At 47.7% G+C, this 20,452-nt stretch carries 19 protein-coding genes; 1 reads left to right on the top strand and 18 read right to left on the bottom strand.

What is annotated here, in order from left to right:
• Together G5B47_RS23045 and G5B47_RS23050 are read right to left on the bottom strand one after the other, a co-directional pair.
• Positions 1-485, bottom strand: a 485-nt coding sequence (locus G5B47_RS23045) for an RNA polymerase factor sigma-54 (protein ID WP_456238597.1), incomplete at its 3' end; no start/stop codon positions are given.
• Between the two features lie 26 nt (positions 486-511).
• Positions 512-907: an RNA polymerase factor sigma-54 gene (locus G5B47_RS23050; protein WP_165103484.1), complete on the bottom strand. Its 396-nt coding sequence runs from the start codon at positions 905-907 to the stop codon at positions 512-514.
• Between the two features lie 456 nt (positions 908-1,363).
• On the opposite strand from G5B47_RS23050, the gene G5B47_RS23055 reads away from it, so the two are divergent.
• A complete protein-coding gene (locus G5B47_RS23055; protein WP_165103487.1) occupies positions 1,364-1,672 on the top strand; it encodes a TetR family transcriptional regulator C-terminal domain-containing protein in 309 nt (102 codons plus the stop codon).
• Between the two features lie 76 nt (positions 1,673-1,748).
• On the opposite strand, the gene G5B47_RS23060 is transcribed toward G5B47_RS23055, so the two are convergent.
• From G5B47_RS23060 to G5B47_RS23135, 16 genes are all read right to left on the bottom strand, one after another.
• Positions 1,749-4,865, bottom strand: a complete 3,117-nt coding sequence (locus tag G5B47_RS23060) for an MMPL family transporter (protein ID WP_165103489.1) — start codon at positions 4,863-4,865, stop codon at positions 1,749-1,751.
• 126 nt (positions 4,866-4,991) lie between these two features.
• Positions 4,992-6,323, bottom strand: coding sequence for a HAMP domain-containing sensor histidine kinase (locus tag G5B47_RS23065; protein ID WP_165103492.1), 1,332 nt, complete (start codon positions 6,321-6,323; stop codon positions 4,992-4,994).
• A 1-nt stretch (position 6,324) separates the two neighbouring features.
• A complete protein-coding gene (locus G5B47_RS23070; protein WP_407945242.1) occupies positions 6,325-7,041 on the bottom strand; it encodes a response regulator transcription factor in 717 nt (238 codons plus the stop codon).
• A complete protein-coding gene (locus G5B47_RS23075) occupies positions 7,010-7,726 on the bottom strand; it encodes a hypothetical protein (RefSeq protein WP_165103495.1) in 717 nt (238 codons plus the stop codon). Before G5B47_RS23075 ends, G5B47_RS23070 begins: the two co-directional genes overlap by 32 nt.
• Positions 7,727-8,029: 303 nt before the next feature.
• The gene (locus G5B47_RS23080; RefSeq protein ID WP_165103497.1) at positions 8,030-8,851 is read right to left on the bottom strand and encodes an HAD-IIA family hydrolase; all 822 of its coding nucleotides are present in this window, start codon (positions 8,849-8,851) and stop codon (positions 8,030-8,032) included.
• 18 nt (positions 8,852-8,869) lie between these two features.
• On the bottom strand, positions 8,870-10,177 hold the full coding sequence (locus G5B47_RS23085; RefSeq protein WP_165103500.1) for an ABC transporter substrate-binding protein: 1,308 nt from the start codon (positions 10,175-10,177) through the stop codon (positions 8,870-8,872).
• Between the two features lie 59 nt (positions 10,178-10,236).
• A complete protein-coding gene (locus G5B47_RS23090; RefSeq protein ID WP_165103503.1) occupies positions 10,237-11,064 on the bottom strand; it encodes a carbohydrate ABC transporter permease in 828 nt (275 codons plus the stop codon).
• A gap of 30 nt (positions 11,065-11,094) precedes the next feature.
• Positions 11,095-12,048, bottom strand: a complete 954-nt coding sequence (locus tag G5B47_RS23095; RefSeq protein ID WP_165103696.1) for a carbohydrate ABC transporter permease — start codon at positions 12,046-12,048, stop codon at positions 11,095-11,097.
• Positions 12,042-13,409, bottom strand: a complete 1,368-nt coding sequence (locus tag G5B47_RS23100; protein ID WP_165103506.1) for an alkaline phosphatase family protein — start codon at positions 13,407-13,409, stop codon at positions 12,042-12,044. Before G5B47_RS23100 ends, G5B47_RS23095 begins: the two co-directional genes overlap by 7 nt.
• 143 nt (positions 13,410-13,552) lie before the next feature.
• A complete protein-coding gene (locus G5B47_RS23105; RefSeq protein ID WP_165103509.1) occupies positions 13,553-14,137 on the bottom strand; it encodes a glycerol-3-phosphate responsive antiterminator in 585 nt (194 codons plus the stop codon).
• Positions 14,138-14,234: 97 nt separating this feature from the next.
• Positions 14,235-15,059: an ABC transporter ATP-binding protein gene (locus tag G5B47_RS23110; protein WP_165103512.1), complete on the bottom strand. Its 825-nt coding sequence runs from the start codon at positions 15,057-15,059 to the stop codon at positions 14,235-14,237.
• 19 nt (positions 15,060-15,078) lie between these two features.
• The gene (locus G5B47_RS23115; RefSeq protein WP_165103515.1) at positions 15,079-16,116 is read right to left on the bottom strand and encodes a FecCD family ABC transporter permease; all 1,038 of its coding nucleotides are present in this window, start codon (positions 16,114-16,116) and stop codon (positions 15,079-15,081) included.
• Positions 16,116-17,126 carry a FecCD family ABC transporter permease gene (locus tag G5B47_RS23120; protein WP_165103518.1) on the bottom strand — a complete coding sequence of 337 codons (1,011 nt, stop codon included), beginning with the start codon at positions 17,124-17,126 and terminating at the stop codon, positions 16,116-16,118. Before G5B47_RS23120 ends, G5B47_RS23115 begins: the two co-directional genes overlap by 1 nt.
• A 70-nt stretch (positions 17,127-17,196) precedes the next feature.
• Positions 17,197-18,183, bottom strand: coding sequence for an ABC transporter substrate-binding protein (locus G5B47_RS23125; RefSeq protein WP_165103520.1), 987 nt, complete (start codon positions 18,181-18,183; stop codon positions 17,197-17,199).
• A gap of 331 nt (positions 18,184-18,514) precedes the next feature.
• Positions 18,515-19,318 carry an endonuclease I family protein gene (locus tag G5B47_RS23130; protein WP_165103523.1) on the bottom strand — a complete coding sequence of 268 codons (804 nt, stop codon included), beginning with the start codon at positions 19,316-19,318 and terminating at the stop codon, positions 18,515-18,517.
• The gene (locus G5B47_RS23135; RefSeq protein WP_165103526.1) at positions 19,315-20,280 is read right to left on the bottom strand and encodes a S8 family peptidase; all 966 of its coding nucleotides are present in this window, start codon (positions 20,278-20,280) and stop codon (positions 19,315-19,317) included. The genes G5B47_RS23130 and G5B47_RS23135 overlap by 4 nt, the downstream gene beginning before the upstream one ends.
• Positions 20,281-20,452 lie beyond the last annotated feature (172 nt).

The raw sequence follows: 20,452 nt of genomic DNA on the forward strand, positions 1-20,452 counted from the left end.
GACCTGATGACTTTTTGAAGGGTCTTTTTTCTTTTCCCGAGACTGCGCAGCAGCCACTCGGCGGAATCGAGGTTCGTTCGGAGATAACCGTATGCGGAAATATATTCGTCAGACCCGAGCATGTTCCGGTAATATTCGCTCAGCGACAGCTTCGGGCAGTTCGCCTCATTGATAACAACGTGGTAGCCGTCCTGCTTTCTTACGATGACAGCATCCGGCTGAACATACGGAGCGGCGCCGGAGCCGTACGCAAGACCCGGGCGGGGATTAAGAGCGCGAATATACCGGAGTGACTTCTTTAATTCTTCCGGTGTCATTCCCAATTGCGCGGAGATTCGCGGCAGCCGGCCCCTCTCCAAATCGCTGAAACAGTCACGGACAATCCGCTGCGCCGAGCCGTCGGCGTCCGGATCTCTCCCGATTTGCAGCAGCAGGCACTCCTGTACATTTCTCGCTCCGACGCCTGCCGGTTCAAGGGATTGCAAGATACGTAGCGCAGCTTCCGCTTCAATTATGCCGACAGATCATGCATTGCAGACTTCTTCCAGGGAAATGCCCGATAACCATACTCATTCAAATTGCCCGCCAAGTAGCCGGCAAGGAAATAGCTGCGCCCGTTGTATCCGCTTAGACGCAATTGGGACAGAAGGCTTGTCTCCAGCGACTCGTCCGATCCGCCTATGCCATTTATAAAATCGCTATCCGCTGAATAGAGAGCTGCTTTCTTTCTGTTACGGAAGCTGTCCCGCCAATCCAGGTCAAGCACCGGATTTTCAACAGCTTGCTGCTGCAAGTAGGCCCCCAGTTCATCAGCGGAGCACTGCAGAATATATAATGCTTGCTTCATTTTGGGAGAAATATTTAATTGGACAGACTGAACTTGTGACAATGAAGCATTCAAGTGCACGCTGTTTCACCCGCCTGCGTAGTTTTTTCGCCTCGAGAGAAAGGTCGCCTCACCCATTAACCCTCATAAACCTGCAAATTTTAATAGTGAAAAAACAATGTAATATCGTGTAACATAACATATCATAAGAACCAGGATACGTCTATCCCGTGTCACCAATTATCACATGATGTCGAAATAATAATGAAAGTGAACTGATCCAGGAAAGCCTAATATGGGGAATGAATACGGAGTTCCTGATATTCTATAAGCCTCAGCGGATCGCTGAGGCTCTCTATATATTCAACAAGAGGTACATTATTAAAGCCTTATAGATTTGATCTCATCTTCAGTTAGACCCGTCGCCTTGGAAATTGTAGCAATGTCCAAACCCATAGTGAGCATATTCCGAGCTACTTGCATTTTGCCCTCGACAATACCTGCCGACTTCGCACCCTCAATCATGGAAGCTTCATCATGCAAATATTCCTGTCTGAATGGTTCGTGGAACCGAACTTCAACGGGTGCGCTTTTATCAAGACGGCCTCGGAATATGCCGAACACTCCCACCCTTATTATGAGGCAGCGCATCAGTATAAGACTTACTTACGGGATTTTATTGCATCGTTGGTAAAAGAGGCCGAAGCCGCAAAGCCCGAAGCCTTAGCGAACGGGCTGTACTTGCTCGTGGAAGGCGCCATCACGATTGCCATGCTGCAAACTGATCTTCATGCTGCACAGCATGCCCGCGAGACCGCTCAATTGTTAATTGAGCACCTGGTATGATTACGAGTGCAGTGGACAGGTTGAATGCCCCCAAGCGTCGCCCCTAACCGGCTACGCTTGGGGGTAGTTCTTTCAATCAGACAGGTCGCTTCGGCAACAGATGCGGCTTTGTTCGATTGGTTAAGGAGATGAAGGCTGGCAGAAATAACGGCAGGAAGATGAAGGCCAACAACATCAAGGCAATAATGACCGCTGTAGATAATTGAATTAATGTCAATACTCCGGACGGATACATGGCGGCAAAAGTGCCAGATAATATAATCACCGCTGAAACGATAACGCCGCTGGTATGCTTTATTGCCTCCAGTATTGCTTCTTGTGCGCTTAAATTTTTGTACTCACGATATCTCATCATCAGGAAGATGCTGTAATCGACACCCAGAGCCACGACCATAATAAAGGCAAAGAATGGAATGGTCCATGTCAATTCGGCATGGGCTGTAAATGTCCTAAAGATCAATTCGGTCACTGCCAATGAAGTATAATAAGCCAGAACCAGAGATACGATAATCATAACCGGAATCCAGAAGGAGCGGGTAATAGCGAACAAAACAATAATAATTCCCACCAGCATTATTATGGCCGTTCTGGTAAAATCGCCGGTATTCACTGTTTCCAAGTCATGATTCTGCGACGATATCCCTGCTATTCCGTATGACGCATGTTCATAGGGTGTCCCTCTGACCAACGCTTGAAATTCCTGATCAATATGGTCGATGGTTTGCATAGCTTCTGTCGAATACGGGTCTTCCGATAAAATAACGGTCCATTTCATGGAATGCCTGTCTTCGGACATATACGCATCTAATGACTTTGTAAATTCCACCCCTGTCCGGACTTCCTCCGGGATAAAAAATGTCTCGGAAGAACCAGTTTGGGTTACTTCGTCCAAATAATCGGTTGCGCTTGTTAACCCGTCGGAAATCTCGTTTAGCCCATTTACGCTGTCTCCCAATCCGGTTGCCAATTTGGAGATATTATCATCTAGCATACTTAAACCTTGATCCAGTTCGCTTTGGCCTTGATTGATCCGGAGTAACCCGTCCGAAAGCTGAGGCAGACTCGCAAGCACCTTCTGCTGCCCCTCGCTGCTCTGTGAAAGACCTGTCTTAAGCGCTCCGGTGTTCGCCTCGATTTGTTTCGAGCCTTCCAGTATTTTTTTCTGACCGTTATTGATTTGTTCCAAGCCTTGTTTGATTTGGGTAAGCTTCTGATTCGTGGCATTTAATTGTTGATTTAACTTAGAGAATCCATAAGATAACAGCTTTAACTGTTCACTTAAACCTGCGGAAGTTTGCTTTAGAGCCAGAAAATCCGCATTGGTGCTCAGTTCCTCATTCGACACCTCCAATATTAAAATGTATTCGTTCACGGCTTGAGAAGTATTGAAAATACCAACAAGGGAGCTCTCGATTTTTTGATATTGGGAATAGATCATATCGTAACCGGAATGAATGGTTTGCAGCTTATCCACCAGCGAATTTGTCGATTGAGTCAAACTGGTGAGCTTAAGATTTAAGTTCTGAACACCGCTCTGAAGCTGTTCCGCACCTTGAACCCCTTTGTTCATGCCCACGCCGATTTGATTTAATGCATCAGTCGCCTGATCAATACCTTGCTGAATTTCTTTCGTACCGGAGACCAACTCGCTTACCTTATCGAAATCTTCTGTCTTGACCGCATTGATATCGGTAATGGCCTGATCCAATCCGGTTTTTATGGTACCGATTCCTTCATCTGCTCTGCCGACGCCTTCACTTAATTTGGCCGATTGATCATTTGTATACAATTCAGGGATGATCTCGCCTTGTGGACGAGTCGCACTGTATACCTTATCCACACCGTCAATGGAGCCTATCATTTCCGTCGCCTTGTCAACAAAGGCCAAAGCACTGCTGGTGTCAAGAGGCTCGTCATACTTAAGCACGAAGGTGCTCGGAAGCGCTTGTCCTTGCGGAAAATGGTCGTAAACCAGGTTTATCCCTTTAACAGAGGGGTATGACTCCTTAATCTCTTCCAGGGAATTATAACTCAATTGTCCGTTATAGAAGAGAATCGCCGATAGGGAAATGACCAAAGAACCGAGAATACCGATCAACGGCTTTTTGACAGCAGCTTTAGTGATGGCAGACGTTAATCTATTTTCCTTATGACCCGATGCTGCGTTGGAAGGCCAAAATAACTTCTTTCCAAGCAAGCCCATGAAGACAGGGACGACCGTGAACAATGCCACCATTAGAACACCTACACCAATGCCTACGGCGGAAGCAGACTTAAACAACTTGAATTCGGCAAGTCCCAAGGTGCTGAAACCGATAAATACGGCCATTCCGCTATAGAGTACGGTTTTCCCGGCCGTTTTATAAGTCTGAGTAATGGCGTCCAGCGTGGTTGCCTGCTTTGTCAATTCTTCCTTGAATCGCATAAACAATAAAATATTATAGTCCGTCCCTATACCAAACAGAACCAGTAGTAGAAAAATTTGCGTAAAGTTCGAGAACGGAAAATTCAGCTTATCCACTAATTGTGAGACAATACCTAATGAGGCTAAGTAAGTCAGCGCTACCGAGATCAACGAAATGATTGGCGCTACCGGAGACCGGAAAATAATAATCAATACAACGATGATGAATAGGACGGCCACGCCCTCGGTCTTCTTAACACCGGATTGGGTTGTTTTGATGAAATCTTCGGTAATGAGATCGGAACCCGTCAAGTAATGAGGCACCTTCACACCCGTCAAAACATCTGATAATTGATTCCTGACTTCCTCGCTGCTGCGTTCACCTCTTTGGATCGAGACACCAGTAAGAATCGTTGTGCCATCCTTGGCAATCAACTGATCTTTAGCATCTTCGTTTGATGTATGGGACAGAATGTTCGTAATGCCCAGTGCTTCTGTCCGTTTTTCCAATTCGGCAATTCCTCGGTCAATGTCATCTATCTGCTGATCGTTTAGCTTCACATCTTCATGAAAAACAATAATTACGGGCATTTCTTTCTCTTGACCGGTATTATTGTTCAATTCCTGAATTAATTGATTCGCTTGATAGGACTTATATGCTTCCGGGATGCTTGTTTGCCCTTTGGTCCGTACAAGCTCACCTAAATTGGGCATGGAGGCAAATAAAACACCCGCCATTATTATCCATGCGATAAATATCGGCCATTTCAGTTTAAGCAACGTCTTCATGAAACCAGCTCTCTTTCGTTATTCTGATATGGCCTCATGCTATCAACAACAAATGAAATGGCTATAAAATAAAAATAAAAAATTATAAAGACCTCAAATAAAAAAAGACCGTTGCCACGGCCTTATTCATTCTGATTCCTGGGGAATACAAATTACAATTCCCAATCCTCCACCGGCAGATTGAAAAGCTTCGATTTCTCCCCCATGTCTTTCAATGATTGATTTGCAGCTTGCCAAGCCGAGACCTGTGCCGCCTTCTTTACTTTGGCGCGACTGATCGACAGTAAAGAATCGTTGGAACAGAGAGTCCATATGTTGGACAGGCACTCCGATGCCGTTGTCCTCAATGACAAAAACAACATTCCCGTTCCTGATGTACCCCCTCATATCAATGTGAAGCTTATCCGTGGAGCCATATCGTACCGCATTGCTTATCAAATTGGCGAACACCCTTCGCAGCATCGGTTCATGAATCTGGATGATCTCATGCCCTTTGAAGGAATGTTCCCAGTCTAAATCATAATCAAGCCCTGAAAGCTCTGCCTCATACTCTATTGCTATACTCTCAAAAAAAGCCTTGATTTTCACCGGCTGAAAGGTTATTGAAGGCAGCAGCAACTCGTTTTTCGTGTAGGACGAGAACTCAATCATCAGCTCTGTAAGGTGGTCGGCTTTTTTTTCAATCAGATGGAGATAATCCGTCTTGTCCTTTTCGGTTAATGCGGGCTTGGTCAGCAGCAGCTCGATAAATCCCTTGATGGAAGTCAGCGGCGTCTTAATGTCATGGGTGATGGCTGCAACCATATTGACTTGATCCTTATTGGATTGCTGAAGCCGCTCTTCCATGTCCAGCACATGCTTATACAATTCACCTATTTCATCTTTACGGTTGACGGTCAAATGAACAGGAATGTGGGTAACCTTAATTTTCCCTAATCTGCGGTTTAATTTTTGAATGGGCTTTGTAATAAAATAATGCAGGTAAATGGTCAGCAAAATGAAAATGACTGATAACAAAAAGAGTAAAAATATAAACGTCTTTGTAAAAGCAGTCTTTAAGATAATGTCTTCGGAGTGTAACGACCTTGTAATTTGGATAAGCATTACCACTCGCCCGTCCTCATCATGAATCGGATACCATCGTTCTCCTGGGTTTTCTAATCTCGGCCCGCCTGAAAATTCTTTCATTTTTTGAAATTCCGAATCATATAAAGTAAGACTAATCCTCTCTTCTTGCGCAAGCGCCTGTAAATAGTTCTCCATGGCAGCAAAATTCGGATACAGTTCTTCGGCCCTTAATGAAACCCCTTCATTTTTCTTGTCCATTTGATCTCGAAAATCGATGATATTCCCGATAATACTGTCAATGACAGAGGTTTTGATATAAACCGCAATCAGTGCAGATAATATCAAAATAATAAGCGAAAACAACAACGGTAATTTTATTTTGAGCTTCATTTTAATTACCTGCCATTACAAATTTATAACCTATACCCCAAACGGTTTTAATGCAATCCAGCTCTTTGTCCAATTTTTTTCGAATATTTTTGATATGCACCGTTACCGTGTTTATTTCTCCATACTCGTCTCCCCAAACGTTCTCATAAATTTGTTCTCGGCTTAGCACTTGGTTCGGGTGTAAAGAAAGATACAATAAAATTTGAAATTCTTTCGTCGACAGTTCAATCTTCTTCCCATGAAGAAATGTTTCAAAGGTGGCTTCATTCAGTACCAAAGGTCCATCTACAATGCATTGAGCTTGAGGCTGGCTCTCATCCTGCATGGTGGACCACTCTTTTTGCAGTCGCTCTAATTTGCGAAAATGAGCTTTGACTCTGGAAGTCAGTTCCTGAATGCTGAAGGGCTTCGTCATATAGTCATCCGCACCGATTTCCAGTCCGATCACTTTATCGACGTCCCGGTCTCTTGCGCTTAATATCAGGATCGGGATATTATATTGTTGACGTACGGTTCTGCATACTTCCAACCCATCCAATCCGGGCATCATGATGTCTAAAATAATAAAATCGATCTTATTTTCGTTGATTTGGTGCAATGCTTCTTCGCCCGAATAGGCTGGGATAACTGCAAACTGTTCATATTTCAATGCGTCCGACAGCAGCCTCACGATATCCCGGTCATCATCAACGACCAATACCGTTTTTATGGGTATCACCCTTTTTCTTCTTATTATTTAATAAAATAAACACAATCAACGTCACTATAATTATTAAACCCAGACCGGCGATTACGATATTCTTCATATGAGGAGCATAAAATTCGAACCGGATTGGAGTCGGTTCCTCAAGGGACACATCCCATGTTAATGTTGTGCCTGAAGCACCCATTGCGTTGTGCTTTCCTATCGTGCTGGCGGGAAGTGTCAATTTAAAATCAAACGACGCCTTTTGCAGAATCAATTTCATTAACGGTTCAGGCAAGCTGTTATTATCAGTCTTCTGCAACAGCAGCGTTTCATAGTTAGGCATATTAATTTGACCGCTGACCTTATATTTGGTATAGAAAAATGTTTCGGTTATATCTGCTTCAAATGTCTTTTCGTTATCCGCATTTAAACTGGAACCCATTTCTTCCAATGTATCAAAATGTTTATGCAATTGATACTCTGTCTCTTCCCCTGTTTGATTCGTCTTAAAAGTAAAACCCGCAGCTTCGGCCTTACTGCTTACTTCACCCTCGATTTCAGGATTCAAGAACATTTGGGCTCGTTGATTTAACCTTACACTTAAATTCAAATCCAAACTACCGTCTTTATGAATGGACAAGTGACCTGTTCCTTTAGCGCATCCCGATAGGATAAACATCAAGATTAAGATCATACCTGATAATTTGCTTTTCATGATTCCTCCAGTTGAATTGTAATTACAGATAGATTACCAGAAAGCTATGAAATAAATATAAAACAAAATGAAGATTTATAAAGTGGGCGCTGTCCAGCCATTCCCAGCGTCTCTAATAGGATTTATGGGATATCAATCGGCGAACAATAAAACTCTGCTCCTGTCGCAGTTTGCGGAGCACTCCCACCGGTGGTGCCTCAAAGATTCTGATCTCCGTGCTTTCCATTCGGATCTGGCAAACGAAAAAGACACCGTGTTTGGTGTCTTTAGCGGTAATCCTATTTTTTATTCAAGCCTCCATCTTCAGAGACCGCCGACAAGGCGGCAAAGCTCCTCCATACTGTTCAATACGACATCCGGACAAAAATGATCCTCTCCCGGTTCCCGTCTCCAGACAGAAGGCTCGCCCGGAGCGCCGTTGGTAATCCATACGGATTTAAGGCCGGCGCGCACGCTGCCCAGAATATCGGTATCCGGATTGTCTCCAACCATAACGCAGCTTCCCGGTACCGCATCGAACAGCTTCATGCCGTATAGGAACATGTAAGGCTCAGGCTTGCCGATACACTCCGCCGCTGTACCTGTCATTGCCTCAATAGAAGCCAGCAGAGCGCCGGTCTCCGGAACTTTTATGCCATCCGCGCCCGGGTGGTAAATATCCGGATTGGTCGCGACAAGCCGCGACCCGGAGCGGATATCCGACGAGATTTGCTGCAGCTTGTCGTAATGAAAGGCTGTATCCCGGCCAACGACGACAATGTCGGCCTTCCCTTCATCCCAGTTCACCGTCCGGTGTCCCGCCGCCGAAATTCCGCGTTCCAGACTCTCGCTTCCGATCGTCTTCACGGTGACGGTTCCGTACTTGTCCCGGATGAATCTTCCGGCAATATCCGTTACCGGAAGAATACATTCGGGGGCGACCTCCAAACCCATGCCGGCAAGTCTTCCGCCAATTTCAGCAGCGCTCAGCCTGGAGTTGTTCGTGAGAAATGCGTAGTCGATGCCGAGCTGCCGCAGCCGCCCGAGGAGCGGGATAATCTCCGGGGATAACTGGTCTCCGTGATAGACACAGCCGTCAAGATCAAAGAAGTACACTTTTGCGCGGGTAAGAAAGCCGTGATCCAATATCCATACCCTCCGCTTCTATTTCAGCAAGGCGTTGGCTTCGTTTGCCGCGTCCTTGACCGCTTGATCGACGGATTTTTGCTGCAGGAGCGCCGCCTGGATGTTATCCTGAACAATTTTGTATACCTTCGATCCGGAGGTTCCCGGGAAGTTATACCAAGGCACCATGTTATCGACCTGATTATACGTAACCTCCGCCGCCGGCACTTCCTTAAGGAAATTCCCCATCATTTCGGGATTATCCAAAGCGCTTTTGCGGGTAACCATATAGCCGATTTCCTGCGCAATCATCGTTGTCGCTTCAGGCGAAGTCGCATACTTCACGAAATCCCAGGCGGCTTCCTGCTTCTTCGGGTCCTTGGCGAGAATGACAAGGTTGTTGCCGCCCGCCGGTACGGTACGGTTGCCGTTCACAGACGGGAAGAGAGCCGTTCGCAGGTCAAACTGCGACTGCTTGCGGAATCCGGTAAGCGCCGCCGTCGTCGTCACATACATGGAAATTCCGCCGGATTGGAAGCTTTGGGAAGCCTGCTTGCTGTCCAGGTTCGGCATCGATTTATCCTGATTCACCAGATCCACCCAATACTGCAGCGCTTTTCGACCAGCATCCGAATCAAATCCGACGGATTTCAGATCCTTGGACATCATCTGCCCGCCCGCCGTTTCCGTCATCGCCTGATACAGCCAGTTCCCGGTAATCTGGTAGTCGAAAAATATGCCATAGCGTCCGTCTTTCGTCAGCTTCTTGGCGGCATCGCGCACTTCTTCCCACGTTGTGGGCGGCTGGTTCGGGTCCAGTCCGGCTTCCTTGAAATGATCAGCGTTGTAGTAAAGAAGCGGAGTGCTGACGGCAAAAGGCATCATATACTGTTTTCCGTCATCGCCTTTGCCCAGATTCAGCATCGAAGGAAAGAAATCCGACAGATCGGTCTTTTCCTTGTCGATGAAGGTATAGGCCGGTACAACCGGCAGCGTATCGATGGCAAAACGGTTATACACGAACCCGTTCGTGAATACGTCAGGGAACTTGCCGGACGCCGCCTGCGTCTGGATTTTCTCAATCACGCCTTCGTAAGAGCCCTGCACGAACGTCGGCTTTACTCTCACTTTATCCTGCGATTGGTTATACTTTTCTACAAGCCTGTCGATGATATCGCCGGAATGCTGATGCAGAAATTCGATTTCGACAACGTCTTCGGACACCGCTCCATTCGTATTACCCGAATCCGCAGCTGCTCCCCCTTGCCCGTCTTTTCCGCAGGCCGATAAAACAGCCGTCAGGAGCATGATTACTGCGAGCAAGCACACTTTCATTTGTTTTTTCATGTGTTATTTACCTCCCTATATGTGGTGTTGCAAAATCAACGTAATGGCAATAAGACGGATTAGCCTTTCAGTCCGCTGTTCATGAATCCCTCAATAAATTGCTTTTGCGCCGCAAGATACAGAGCAAGAATCGGCAGCATGGACAGCGTGGCTACCGCCATCGTCGGTACCCATTCCAGAGACTCCTCCTCGCGGAATTGCACGAAAGCGACCGGAAGCGTCTGCAGGCTCTTCTCGGCCAGGACGAGCAGCGGCCAATGATAATCGTTCCAATTGCCGACGAAGAGAATCACCGCCAAGGCGCTTAGAACGGTCCCCGATAAACGCAGGTACACATGCCACATCGTGCCGAAAGCGCTGCAGCCGTCGATGACAGACGCTTCTCCCAATTCGCGGGGAATGGTCATGAACGTCTGCCGGAGCAGGAAAATCGCATAACCGCTCGCCAGATGCGGGATAATGACGCCGCCAAACGTATTCAGCAGATGCATCTCATTCACGATCATATAGACCGGAACCATCGTTACCTGCGGGGGAATCATCATCGTCATCAGCACAAAGAAGAACAGAGCGTCACGTCCGGGAAAGCGGTAATGCGCGAAAGCGAAGGCCGCTGCAAGGCCGACAACAAGCTGACCAAGTGTCTGCGCCGCGGCTATTACCGAGCTGTTCCACGCCCACAAGGTGAACGGAATATCCCGGAACACCCGGAGATAACCGTTAAGGTTAAAGTGTTCCGCCCAGAACAGATGACCGGAGAATACCTCCTGCGGCGCTTTTACCGAAGTGACCAGCATCCATAAAATCGGAATCAGAATAATAAAAGCGATGGCGATCAACAGGAGATGCTTTCCCCCTTCCTCCATCAAACGAAGCGTACGCTGCATTCCAAATACCTCCTTTCCGAAAGCGCGGGTTTACTGGTAATGGACCATCTTGTGCGACAGCCGAAGCTGTACGACCGTAAGGGTTCCGACAATAAGAAGCAGAAGAGTCGATGAAGCCGCCGCCGCCCCGATATTGAAGAATTGAAAGGCCTCCTGGTAAATCTGGTACACTAGCACATTGGTCGAATTGTTCGGACCGCCGCGTGTAATGATCTGGATGGTCGCGAACACCTGAAACGAAGAGATGATGCTCATCACGAGAATGAAAAAGGTCACCGGCGACAGCAGCGGCAAAGTCACATGACGGAATTGGGAACGCCGGCCCGCGCCGTCTATGGCCGCCGCCTCGTACAGACTGCGGTCAATCGATTTGAGCCCTGAAATATAGAGCACCATGTTATAGCCGAAGCCCTTCCAAATTCCGACGATGGCCAGCGCCCAGAGCGCCATTGCCGGGTCGTTAATCCAGTTCGGCCCCTGGATACCGAAGAAAGCAAGCAGCTTATTGACGGCGCCGTCCTGCGGATTATACATCAGGCCCCACACGATGCTGATAACCCCGATCGAAGAGACGACCGGAAGAAAGAACACAAGCCGGTACAGCCGCTTGCCCTTCCACAAGCTTTCGACCAGCAGCGCCATCACAAGACCGATTCCTACGGCCAGCGGAACGGTCATCAGAACGTAAAGGGCCGAGTTGCGCAGCGAAATCCAGAACACCTCGTCATGCATCAGATGGGCATAATTCGCCAGTCCGACAAATTCCTTGTCCGGGCTGATCAAATTCCATCGTTGAAAGCTCAGGCTCAGCGAGAACAGGAACGGATAAACAAAAAATACGGCATACAGGCCAAGGGCCGGGAGTAAAAAGGCCAACGGCAGCCACAGTTTGTTAAGCTTGCCGCGTCTGCGGGTTCTGCTTTTCCCCCGTTCGCCTGGAACGGACTCCGCCTCGCTCCGCTTTCCGTTTAACCGGTTCAGCATGACCACAGCCGCACCTCCTCTTTCCAAATCGTATCCAGCTCGCGGCCGTCCGTATCTTTCAGTTCCGTTCCAAGAAGACGGGCGATGGTCGGGGCAACATCGACAATACGGATTTCCGGAAGACTCGCTCCGGGCCGAATGGACGGACCGGCCGCAACGAACACGGCCTTCAGCTCTTCCCGATGCGGGAGAAAGCCGTGCATCCCTTTGAACTTGGTGAAGCTCCCGGTAACCTCCTCACCGCTGCAGTCGAAGTGAACGAAGCAGTCCGGCTCGGCCTCAAAGGCGAAATCCGGGCAGTGGTCGTCCACTTCTCCAGGAGCCGGCAGACCTAATGAAGGAAAGTCTTCTTGCTCAAACAGCCGTCCGACTCCATCGCTGTCGGCCAAAGCGCGGCGCACCTCGATCATAAGCAGCTCCTTCGCTTCGGCATCGTCTTCAAGCACATAGACATATCCCGAGCCTCCGTTGGATACGGCGACGACCTTGCTGTCTTTAAATTCATGCTCATCGTTCAAATTGGGGGCGAGCCACCCTTTATGTTTGAACAGCACGTTCGGATAGAACGTCCTGGTTGTATTTACAAATCCGTGGTCCGACAAAACAAACACATCCGTCTTTTCCAAAATCCCCTTCTGGTCCAATGCCTCTAGCACCTCACCGATCCGCTCATCCACATACTCGAGTGACCAGTACACTTCTTTTGACCGGACACCATAATTATGCTGGTAGCTGTCCGGCAGCAAGTAGTGAAGCTGAAGGAGATTGGGGTTGTGCCGGTCGATAAGGTGTTTGGCGATTTCGGTCGTAAGCCAGTCCTGCATCGGACCGCGGGCATGGTCCCGGCTCCATTCGCCGTAACACTCCACCGGAAGCCCTGCCGCCTTCAGTTCATTCCAGAGAGAAAGGGTGCAGTGCGACTCGAACATCTCCTGCTCGTAAAACTCGGGAATGTTGTAATCGATCATGTCCGCGCCCCGCGTAACCGGCCAGCAGACCGAAGCGGTCGTCCAGCCCATTCGCTTGGCGGCGTCGTACCAGGTTTCTCCCCGCAGCACATCACGCATGTCCCACATGCGGTCGCCAAAGTGCTCGCCTACCCGGCGGTTCGGCCGGTCGACGACCCAGTTGCCCAGAACGCCGTGCTTGCGCGGATAATTCCCGGTCACCAGGCTGGAATGGATCGCCCAGGTCGCTGTCGGAAAGACGCTTTCCATCCCATCCGCGCAGACGCCGCCGCGGATAAGCTCCCTCAAATTAGGCATGCGGACGTTCGGGTCCTGCAAATAGTAGTTGGCCATGCCGTCGATACTGATGATGAGCACATACTTATCGGGCTTTGGATGATTAGCGGATTCCATATACTACCTCCTAGGTTCTAAAATGCAAAAAGAGAAAGCGCAAGGCAATAAACCAGGGTATGAAGTCCCTTGTTCATTGTCTTAGAGCTTTCTCTCGTCCCTCACTCTAACAGACATTCTATGAAATTGTACGGATGAACAGGTTATTGAAGATCGTCAAACGAACAGTTCCAGAGCGCCGGATCGCTGACAGACAGTGAAGTCGCACCAGCCTGCAGGCTTTCTCCAGCTTCCGTTTTCGTCTGAATCAGACCGCTTGCGACAATCGGAATATGTTCCAGCGTCTCGGCAAAGGAACGGATAATCTTGGGAATTGCCCCTGGCATAAGCTCAATGGCGTCAGGCTCCACATTTCCAGCTGCTTTCAGGCCGTTATGCAGAGCTGCCGAATCAATGACGAACAGATGCAGAATGCCGTAAAGTCCGACCCTCTTCGCTTCCTTGATTAAATGGCTCTTCGGCGTCACAATCCCGTCGGCGCCCACGTAATCCGAGATGAAATCGACGCTTTCCTTATCGGTGCTCGAAAGACCGCGAATCAGATCAAGATGAACAAATGCGCCTTTCTTGCATTCCTTTGTCAGCCGGACCGCTTGAATGATTTCTTTGACATTGCAGCCCATGAAAAACAGGTTCTCCACCCGACTGTCTAGTGCAGCCTCGATATCTTCCGGCTTGCGTACCGCTGCGATAATGGGATTGTTTCCAATCTTATAAAGCAAGGACATCGGGTATTGTTCCTTTCCTTCCTGACTTCTCCTTCATACTAACGGCCAATTGTTCGATGATAATAAAATGGAGTGTCGAAATTTGTAAAAGGGGGGCTTAAGCTTGCCGAGGTTCAATAAACTCATTGGATTTTTTGATTCTGCCTTTACCATGAGGGATGCACATAGGCGATCCATAAAGAGGATCCTGCACGATTTCACAATTTAATTGAAATACATCTTTTACCAGATTTTCTGTAATAACATGTTCTGGCTGACCTTGTGCATACACTTGCTGATCCTTAATAGCCACAATATGATGTGCATACCGGCAAGCGAGATTCAAGTCGTGTAAAACCATGATGATCGTCCGATGTTCCTCCTCATTCAGATCATACAGCAGGTCTAAGATTTCGATTTGATGAGTCATGTCCAAATAAGTTGTAGGCTCATCCAGCAAAATAATGTCGGTGTCCTGTGCAAGAGTCATCGCAATCCAGGCTCTCTGCCGCTGTCCCCCCGACAGCGAATCAACGGAACGATCGGCGAATGCTGTTAAATTGGTATCCTCCAATGCCTTCTGTACTTTCTTTTCATCCTCTTGAGACCACTGTTTCAGCCAATTTTGATGCGGATACCGCCCCTGCCTAACGAGCTGATGCACGGTTAATCCCTCTGGGGCAATAGGCCCCTGGGGGAGAATAGCCAATCGCTTGGCCACTTCTTTGGTTGGCATGGAGGAGATCTTCTGTCCGTCCAACACGATCGCGCCTCTTAGCGGCTTCAATAAACGAGCCAAGGATCGGAGCAGCGTAGATTTGCCGCAACCGTTGCTGCCGACAAATACCGTGATTTCACCTTTGGGCAGTTTTAAATTCAAGCCGTTTATAACAGGTTTTTCTCTATAGGCCAATGTTAAATCTTTCGTTTCCAAAGCGGTCATTTTCATCTTCACTCCTTCTTCAAGCATGACGATTTCGATACAGCAAATATATAAAAAACGGAGCTCCTATCCCCGACACAAAAACTCCGGCAGGCAAATCGAGCGGGAGAAAAGCTGATCTGGCAACAACATCGGCCAAAACCACGATGAGTCCTCCGAGTAGAGCCGACACAGGCACCAAACTGGCAAATGACCGGCCTACCAGTTTTCTTGCAATATGAGGCGCAATCAATCCTACGAAGCCTATTCCGCCTGCAAATGCTACTGCAGAACCGGCTAATGCTACACTAACAAAGAGTAAGATAAAGCGATCGGTTTGCACCTTTGTCCCTAAGCCAAGAGCCATATCGTCTCCCAGTTCCTGTACATTTACTTTTCGAGATAATACCAATGAAAGCGGAACAAATACCAATACCCAAGGGAGCATTGATTTAACATTGTTCCAATTCGCTCCATAAACACTCCCGGTCAACCAAATATACGCTTCACTCGTAGAGTATGTAGGGCTTAAAACGATCATCATCGTTACAATTCCACCCGTTGCAGCCTGAACTCCAATTCCAATCAGCACAAGCCGAATCGGGGTAACTCCCCCTTTCCAAGCCAAAACATAAATCAGGAGAGAAATCAATCCTGCGCCTGTAATTGCTGCTACCGGTATCCAACGTATACTTAGCTCTGAAAAGAAGGTAATCACCAAAATGGCAGTTACTGCCGCTCCGCCGGTTATTCCGATAATATCAGGAGATGCCAGCGGATTTCGTACAATCCCTTGTAAAAGTAGTCCCGAAACACCCAGGGAAATTCCTACAAGAAATGAAAGAACGATTCTAGGGAGTCTAAGCGTCTCAATAACAAAAGCATGCTCTTTATTGCCCATCCCCAGAAGATGTTGAATGACTTCCAAAGGATTGATCATGGTGCTCCCAACGGATAATCCTATAACAACTAATAACAGAGATGCACTAAACAATCCGAGGATAACAAGAACTGATTTATGATCAATTAAAAAAGAAATTGTGCCTGAACGATTGCGTATAGTCGTATGTTTCCTCATTACTTATTGGTCCCCCTCCGTGCCATGTAGATGAAAAATGGAGCTCCAAGCATAGCTGTCATTACACCAATCGGCATTTCCTCAGGCATTATGACAAATCTTGCTCCTACATCAGCCAATAATAATAAGCTGGCACCGTAAATTGCACAGTAAGGGATAATCCATCGATAATCAGTACCGACAAGGAAACGAACAATATGAGGAACAATTAAACCTATAAATCCGATGAAACCGCCCACTGCAACTGATCCTCCAGCTAACATAACAATAGCAGTCCCCATTAAGAGTTTAACTAATATCACTTGCTGTCCCAATCCTTTAGCTATATCTTCCCCTGAAGTTAAAATATTAATGGAATTCCCCAGAAACAGAGACAAAACACCTGCCCCTATCATAAACGGCAAAACCGGCTGAAGCATATCCAGGGATCTCCCCGAAACAGAACCCCCCAGCCAGAATAATATGCCCTCTAGGTTCTGTTCATTAAGAACCAATAATCCTTGAGTGAATGAATTAAAGAGAGCGGTTAGTGCGGCTCCCGCTAATACAATCTTAATCGGTGATAAACCGTCTCTTCCAAGAGAACCAAGCAAAAAAACCAGGATGGACGCCAGGCCTGCTCCCAGAAATGCAAACCACATTAAATGAATAAGAGAACTAACTGAGAACGAAACTGTAGCAAATACAACAAAAAATAAAGCACCGGCATTGATTCCAAATATACTTGGAGAAGCCAGCGGATTTCTTGTCAGCGCCTGCAGCAGCGCACCGGCAATGGCAAGGCTGGCTCCAATGACTACTGCAATGACTGCCCTGGAAAGACGAGTAGTCGTAATGATGATATGTTCCGTTGAGGTTTCATCAAATTGCATAAATGCCTCGATTACCTTTTTAATAGGTGTCGGTGTCTGACCAAATATCATACTGGACATAAAAGACGCCATTAAGATACATAGCCCGATCCAAAGGCCAAGTATCTTAAGTGAAGTCCGGGGAAGTAACGGGTCCATAAAAGTCACTCTTTTCAAGATAAATTTAAATATGTAAAAATAGGGGGATACCCCCCCTATTCTTTAGAGATTATTTTTCCAATTTGTAATAATCGTAAATTTGATCCAGCATAGTATTAGCAGCTATATAGCCGCCGCCCATATTCCACGGCACTTCGTCAACGACCGTTACCTGACCGTTTTTAACGGCATCCAAGTTCTTCCACAAAGGATGATTTGTCCATTCGTCATAAGTTTTTTGGATCATAGCTGCATCAGGGCTGTGTCCATCGGCATTAAAAACAAAGAATACATCTGCATTCATTGATGGAATGCTTTCCTTGTCCGTTAACTTAAGCACCACGTTTCCTTCATCGGCTGCTTTTTGTTGAACTTCAGATCGTACAAAACCAAGTTCACTTAAAATATCGCCTGCGAAACCTGTAACATAGATTCTGGCATGATCGGATCTGAAGTTAAGCACAGATGCTTCAACAGGCCATTCAGAGCCTAATTTTGCGGATATTTTAGCTTTAAAGTCGGCCGTTCTTTGATTCCATTGTTCAAGCAATTCATTAGCCTTCTCTTCCTTATTAGCCGCTTGTCCAATCAGCTCAACGGTATCCTTAAATTTATAAACCGTTTCATGCGTTACTGTAGGAGCGATTTCGGAAAGCTGCTGGTACACTTTTTCGTTACGAAGCTTGGAGGCGATGATCAAATCAGGTTTAAGCTTGGCAATCTCCTCCAAGTTTGGCTGAGTCTCTAAACCAACAATAGCTGCATCCTTCAACTCATCTCTTAAGTATTCATACATAGGCTGCTGCGTCCAAGACTCTACTACACCAACCGGTATAATGCCTAAAGCTACTGCTGCATCTGTTGCGCCTTGGTATAAAGTCACGATTCGTTGAGGAGTGCCCTCAACCTTTGTTTCACCCATAGCATGTTTAATGATACGAACATCTGGCTTTGCAGCTTCCGGCTGATTACCGGCATTCTCCGATTGCCCTCCGCAACCAGCGACAAGAACCATTAATAACAAGAAACAACTTAATACAATTAACGACCTCTTCATTTTTTTCAGTCTCCCCTATTCCGCTGTATTTCTGAGATTATCTAGATGATAATCATTATCAATGTTGATGTAATGATAATCATTATCAATGAATGTGTCAATATGATTTTTCATACTCAATTCCATGCACATCGTTATGCACATAGCTCGTGAGATTCCTGCTTCCCCTAACATAGGCTAAGCTCTGTTGTATGGGCAAAGACCAAAAAAAGGCGGAATATTTTTCAGACTATAGTTTTGAAGTTTAAACGTAAAAAACCCGCTCTGGGAGCGGGTTTTTTATATGGAGTTAAGCTCACGTTGAGCGGTTTTCAGGTTGCTGACAGATACCTTAGTTCCTGCCGCTTCCCGCCAACTGCTCTGCTTCTTCCGGAAAATCGATAAACGGGTTGCGGTTGCCCTGCAGCTCGAATATCGCTAGATTCCGGTGCAATTCATACCGCGTAACAGGAAAACTGCGGTGCCATTCTAGCAGCAGCGTTACATCAACTTGGCTGCGATCAATCGCCCCCGGGTAGCGCAGCAGGAAATAAAGGGTTGCGCGGGCAACAATGCCTTTGCCGTATTCAGGCTCAAACCGGTCGTCCTCCTGCTTCCCGCAGTCCGCAATGACACTCTGCGCACTCACTTCCGGCGTATAATCCAAAAAATCATAATACGGATGATTCCCTCTCCGGCTGTTGCAACCCGGCTCACAGGCAAACAGATGATGCAGGTCGCCCCGCATTGGCTCTTGCTTCCCGAACCATGATTGCGGTACGACATGCTCGCAGTTCAGCTGAACCTCCCCCGCCAGGCTTACCGCATCCACCGCTTCAAGCAGCCGGATGTCCGCTTCAATCGCTTCAAGCGGGGACATGCCGCGGCCGGAGTACAGGCTCTTGAGCTGCCCATTCTCCTGCAGGTCGACCCACGGATAGACATAGCGGTAGGGCTTGTAAGGCAGCCTATGGTCGTGAGTCCGCTCCAGCAGCTGCTGAAGCTCATTTCGATTCATGACACTGCCGCTGTAATAGCTATTTCTCAGCTCGTTATCCCGCGTTTCGTCGTAGTAAGGACGTTCGCCGGTCATCGTGAGGTGTATTTTCTTGGCCTCTTCCAGCTCAAGCGCCAGCATCCGCATCCTGCGCGTCATAGGCTTAATACCTTCGCGACGACAGCGGGTGTGAAGATTTTGGCCAGTTCCTCCTGAGCCGTCAGGTACAAGAGTCCGTTTCCCTCCAGCCGCGGCGAGTTGCCGAGCGGAATCGTCCGCTTGATGAGCTGCGCGTACAGCTCGAGTTCGGTGAGGTCACGGCCGAAGCTTTCGCTTGCAATCCGCTTGATCAGCGCCATCGCACCCGAGACATGCGGCGTTGCCATGGAGGTGCCGCTGAGCGTCGCGTAGCCTTTGTTCAGGTAGGTTGACAAAATTCCTGCTCCGGGCGCAACAAGGTCCACTTCATTGTTCGAATTCGTGAAATTGGCCGAGTTCCGCTGTAAATCGACGGCGCCCACGCTGATGACTTCGTTGTAGGAGCCGGGATAGCCAAATTCGTCGGTAGCGTAATTACCGTCGCCTTCGTTCCCTGCCGCGCAGATCACGAGGATATTCGCCGCTACCGCCCGTTTGATCGCTTCATGCATTTCCGGCACATCCTCCGGTCCGCCAAGCGACATGGAGATGATATCGGCCTTTTGCTCAACCGCGTAATTGATCCCGTTGATAATCCACTCATATTGGCCCGAGCCGTCCTTGTTCAGCACCTTCAGGATCAGCAGCTTCGCCTCCGGCGCCGCACCGACGACCCCGGTACCATTACTGATCGCCGCAATCGTTCCGGCTACATGTGTGCCGTGTCCGTTATAATCCACGTATATGTCAGGGTTGCCGTTATCATCATCCGTAAAATTCCGCCCGCCGTCAATTCGCCCCTTCAAATCCGGATGCGAGACTTCGCACCCCGTATCCAGAATGGCTACCGTAATGCCTTCGCCCTTTGTCTGGTCCCACACCGCCGGTGCCTGAATCATCTCGATGCCTTTGGGAATTTCGTTCACCTGCTCAGCCTGAGCTTCTACTCGATAAGGAAACAGCTTGATTTTCCGTCGTTCCATTTCTTCTCTCCTCCTCCTAAGAGTAAAAATGAAAATCTCCAGCCACCTTCAAATATACAGAACGTTTGTTCTTGTCATTTTCATAGTTTAGCATATACTACCAAATAAAACAAGCCGATACATACCCGCCGTCTCCGCCAAAAATTCATACAAAACGAAGAAGACGCCCGAT

The sequence above is a fragment of the Paenibacillus apii genome, from assembly GCF_011043685.1.
Taxonomy (GTDB): domain Bacteria; phylum Bacillota; class Bacilli; order Paenibacillales; family Paenibacillaceae; genus Paenibacillus_AQ; species Paenibacillus_AQ sabinae.